Genomic DNA, 4,546 nt, shown 5'->3' on the forward strand with positions numbered 1-4,546 from the left:
CGGGGACGTCGCCCACGACCAGGTCGCGGAGTCCGTCGGCGCGGAGCTGGTCCAGGGTGCGGGGGTCGCCCAGGGCCTTGGCGGTGCGGGCCGCGTGGTGCAGGACCCCGTCGACCCGGGTCGCGTCCTCCGCCGCCAGGACCACCCACATCGCGGCCATCCCGTGCGGCCGGCGCCGGGGCCGGGTGACCCGGCGGGTGCACCGGGCGCGGGTGTTGCGGCCGGCCTCCCCCTTAGGGTCGGCGATCCGGACCTCGCGGGCCACGCGTTGCTCCAGCTGCCGGCGGGAGCACTGGGCGGCGTCGGGCAGCACCGCGTCCTCCACGGCGTGGGCCGCCTCGTAGGGCAGGTCGATCAGCCCGCTCGCGAGGACCTCGGCCTTGCCGGCGTCGATGTGCCCCGACTCCAGCGCCTCGCGGGTGGCGGCGAGCATCCCGTCCAGGGTCAGTGCCCGGTGCACCGCCTTGTTCGCGGTCATCAGCGACCACCCGAGGCGCATCGCGAGTTCGTCCCCGGCGACGCATCCCTGGGTGGGTGGGGCACCGGCCAGCGGGGACCACTGCGGGCTCATCTCCGGGCGGTTCGCGAGTTCGGCGACGGCGTCGAGCATCGCGGCGTGCTGGTGGGCCTCCATCCGGGCCCGCGCCGCCACAACCTCGACCAGGATCGCCGGGGCCAGCACCGTCAGGTCCAAGCCCCGCAGCCACGCATCCAACACCGGCCCCGGCGGGCACGACGCGATGGCCTCGACCTGCCGCTGCTCACCCGTCCTGGGCGACCCGCCGAACGCCACCACGGGGTCCGGGCCGTAGTCGGTCAGGCACGTCCCGTCGGCACCGTAGACCGGCAGCACCGGGTCGGCGAGCGTGTCGCCTCCGGGGTGTTCCTGCAGGTCAGCCATGCAAGAACGCTACCGGCCACCACTGACACGCCCGGGCTCGGGCGGGTACCCGGTCAGTCCCGGACCAGCACCGTCCAGAGGCGGGCGATGCGGTCGTCGCGCACCTCCGCGACGTCGATGCCCCGGACCACGGCCTCCTGGCCCGGCGGCCCGAACTGCCACGCGAGCAGCGCCAGGTCCTGCGCCCGACGGACGGGCCCGTCGGCGGAGAACGCGAACCCCGGGGCGTCGTCCAGCAGTCCCTGCGCCTTGCGGTGCAGCGCGTCCCAGCCCTGCACGGTCTCCTCGGGGTCCGAGAAGACGACGTCCCGGGTGTAGGTGTCCTCGATCGCCACCCGGCGGCGCTCGGGGTCGCGTTCCCCGAACACCCGCCGCAGGTTGGCGTCCATCAGCTCCTCGATGCGATCGGCCACGCGCCGCCCCTCTCGTCGTGCCCCCCGTCGGGACAGGGCGCACGCTACCCGCGGGCGCCGGGGACGCGGGAGGGGTCGGGCCCCGCGGCGACGGTGGCCGCGCCGCCGAGCACACGGTCGACGAAGCCGCGCCAGCCGCCCCCCGCCAGCGCCGCCAGCCCGGCGAGGCCTCCCGAGCGCTCGGAGTCGGCGAACGCGAGCACGCCGGCCACGCAGCCGAACTTGTCCCAGAAGTCGTCGGCGGCCGCGGCCCGGAGCAGGGCGGCGCGCTGCGCGTCCGGGTCGGCCAGGTCGCGCGCGGAGCGGAGTGCGTCCTGCGCAGCGCGTCTGCGGCCCTCCAGCGCCGGTGACGTGGGTGCCAGCGCCGGGTGGCCCCGCATGCCCAGGTGGTGGGCGAGCCCCTCGTCGAACACCAGCCGGTCGAGCCGGTCCCGGTAGCCGGCCGCGGCGTCGGCGGGCCAGCAGCGCGCGACCAGGACGTGCGCCACCTCGTGGTCGAGCACCGCCCGCGCCGCCGCGAGCCCCGTGTCGTGCCCGTAGCCGGCCAGCCGCGCGACGTCGAGGACGACCACGTCCCGCCCGTCGGGGGCGGTGCGCACGCCCGCGTCGTACGGCTCGGGCCAGCCGACGACCAGGGCGACGTGCGCCCCGGCCACGAGCGCGTGCCAGTCGGGGGACACCGCGGCCCAGGCGTCCGGGTGCGCGGGAGCGAACGGGTCGAGGAGCCCGACGAGGTCGTCGCGGAGCGCCCGCACGGCGTCGCGCTCGTGGGCGGGTGGCAGCACGGGGTCGGTGTCCCCGCCCGCCGCGGCCCGGACCGTCCAGGAGGTCGCGAGCACCCCGTGCGCGAGGTAGTGGTCGACGGCGTCGGTGTCGAGATGCACGGCGGTCCTCCCGGGTCGCGGCTGGCCGGCGACATCGTCGCGCCGGGAGGGTCCGGTGGTGCGGGACCTCCGGCCCGCGTCCCGGGGAGGGGCAGGACCGACCGCACGTGCGTCGAGGGGCCGGAGCGCGCCCGGTCCGGCGACGGTCGCAGCAGCCTCGCCGGCGTGACCACGTCGCCGCTGCCGAACCGTGTCGGTCAGGTGCTCGTCCCGGTGCGCGACCTGCCCGCCGCGGCCGCCTGGTGCTCGGCGCTGCTGGGGCTCCCGCTCGCGGCCCCGGCGCACGAGGACCGGATCCACGACCTGCCGGCCGCGGGGAGACGCGCGTCGGGCGCGGGCGGTGCGTGCGGGCGGTGGTCTGCCGCGACGGGCCGCGGCGCCCGAATTCCGTCGCGCTCCCGGGGCCGGGGGACTAGCGTCCCCGGATCGTGACGGCACCTGATCCCACCACGCCGGGCTCCGGGGAGCGCGCCCTCGTCCTGGGCGGCGGCGGCTCGACCGGCAACGCCTGGCTGCTCGGCGTCGTGGCCGGGCTGCTGGCCGGCGGGGTCGACGTGGTCGGTGGGGCGGGGCTCGTGGTCGCGACGTCCGCGGGGGCGACCGCCGCGGCGCAGCTCGGCGGGGCGGGGGCGGCCGAGCTGTACGCGGCCGCCCTGGTGCCGCCGGAGCCGCGTGCGGGGGGCACCGGTGCGGGCCGGGGTGGCGCCGGGCGGCCGGGCGCCGGTCGCGTCGCGCAGCAGCTGGCCCGCCGGCGCGCCCTGGTCGCCGCCGCGGCGGACCCCGCCGACCTGCGTCGTCGGACCGGCGCGGACGCGCTGGAGCAGGCGCGGGCGGCCGGCCCGGACGCGCCGGGGCGGTGGCGGGCCACGGTCGCGGCGCGGCTCCCGCGCGCCGGGTGGCCGGAGCGGCGGACGCTGCTCACCGCGGTCGACGCGCACACCGGCGAGCCGGTCGTCCTCGACCGGTCGAGCGGGGTCGACCTCGCGGACGCCGTGGCCGCGAGCTGCGCCGGCGGGCCCGCGTACCCGATCGGGGACCGGTGGTACGTCGACGGCGCGCACCGGCGAGGCGAGAACGCGGATCTGGCCGCCGGGTACGGCCGGGTGCTCGTGCTGGCGCCGCTCGGCGGGGCGTCGTTCGCCCCGGCGGCCTGGCGGCTGGACCTCGCGGCGCAGGTCGAGGACCTGCGGGCGGCCGGCAGCCGTGTCGAGGTGGTCGTCCCGGACGACCCCGGGCTGTTCGGGGAGCGGGCGATGGACCCGACCCTGCGGCCGGCGGCGGCACGTGCGGGGCACGACCAGGGCCGCGCGCTGGCCGGGCGGCTCGCCGCGTTCTGGGGCTGAGCCGACGACCTCCCGCCGGGTTCACACCCCCGCGTGCAGCGCGTCCAGCACGTGCCGGGCCAGCCGGCGCTGCTCCGGGGGTTCGTTCGTCACGAGGATCAGCGCCTTCCACACGGCCCAGCCCCGCCCGCGGGCCCAGGTCGCGTCGTCCACGCCGAGCTCCGCCCGGAACACCTGGCGTGCCGCGCCGGACAAGAAGGTCCACACGGGCGTGGTGTCGCACGCGGTGTCGCCGACCGCGGAGCAGCCGAAGTCGAGCACCGCCGCGAGCGCCCCGTCGCGGACCAGCAGGTTGTTGACCGCGACGTCGCCGTGCAGCCAGGTGGGCGGGCCGGTGAACGGCGCGTCGAGGGCGTCCCGCCACAGGCCCTCCGCCAGGTCGCGGTCGCGGCCGTGCACCCGGTGCAGGATCTCACCGACCTCGTCGTCCCAGTGCTCCAGCGGTCCGCCGCGGAACGCGCTGTGCGGCCCGGGCCCGGGGGCCCCGGTCGTGTCGCAGCCGCGCAGCGCGACGAGGAAGCCCGCGAGGTCGCCGGCGAGCCGGGCCGCGTCGTCGACGGCGGCGCGCGCCAGCGGGGTGCCGGGACGCCAGCCGTAGACGGACCAGGGCGCGGGGAACCGCTCGGACGGCTCGCCGACGGCGCGCACCTCGGGGACGGGCAGCGGCAGGTGCGGGGCGAGCCGCGGCAGCCAGGTCTGCTCCTTGGCGACCTGCGGCACGTAGCCGGGGGCGCTGGGCAGCCGCACGGCCAGGTCGTCCCCGAGCCGGAACATGCGGTGGTCGTTGCCGCCGTCCGGCACCGGCCGCACCGGCAGGCCGGCCCACCGCGGGTGCTGCTCGGCGAGCAGGGCGCGGACGAGGTCCGCGTCGACGGCGTCGGCGCGGATCGGGGTGCCGGTGGTCACCGCTCGACGCTACCCCGGGCGCCGGTGCACCCACCCGCACCGGTGGGTACCCGAGCCGTCGAGGGGGCGCCCGGGGCGTGGCCGGGCTACCCCGGGCCG

Annotated in this window: 5 protein-coding genes; 1 reads left to right on the plus strand and 4 read right to left on the minus strand. The window is 78.8% G+C overall.

The features are described from left to right. The 3 genes from MHY85_RS20215 to MHY85_RS20225 form a co-directional block, all read right to left on the minus strand. Window positions 1-901, minus strand: a 901-nt coding sequence (locus MHY85_RS20215) for a DUF222 domain-containing protein (protein ID WP_239200071.1), incomplete at its 3' end; no start/stop codon positions are given. A 53-nt stretch (window positions 902-954) separates the two neighbouring features. Then, a complete protein-coding gene (locus MHY85_RS20220; protein WP_239200074.1) occupies window positions 955-1,314 on the minus strand; it encodes a nuclear transport factor 2 family protein in 360 nt (119 codons plus the stop codon). 44 nt (window positions 1,315-1,358) lie between these two features. Then, on the minus strand, window positions 1,359-2,198 hold the full coding sequence (locus tag MHY85_RS20225; protein ID WP_239200077.1) for a hypothetical protein: 840 nt from the start codon (window positions 2,196-2,198) through the stop codon (window positions 1,359-1,361). Window positions 2,199-2,626: 428 nt separating this feature from the next. On the opposite strand from MHY85_RS20225, the gene MHY85_RS20230 reads away from it, so the two are divergent. Next, window positions 2,627-3,541, plus strand: coding sequence for a patatin-like phospholipase family protein (locus MHY85_RS20230; protein ID WP_239200080.1), 915 nt, complete (start codon window positions 2,627-2,629; stop codon window positions 3,539-3,541). Window positions 3,542-3,562: 21 nt separating this feature from the next. Here MHY85_RS20230 and MHY85_RS20235 read toward each other — a convergent pair whose 3' ends face one another. Next, complete coding sequence (locus MHY85_RS20235) at window positions 3,563-4,447, minus strand: aminoglycoside phosphotransferase family protein (RefSeq protein ID WP_239200082.1); 885 nt, start codon at window positions 4,445-4,447, stop codon at window positions 3,563-3,565. Between the last annotated feature and the right edge of the window lie 99 nt (window positions 4,448-4,546).

This window comes from Cellulomonas sp. ACRRI (assembly GCF_022346185.1).
In the GTDB taxonomy this organism is placed as follows: Bacteria; Actinomycetota; Actinomycetes; order Actinomycetales; family Cellulomonadaceae; genus Cellulomonas.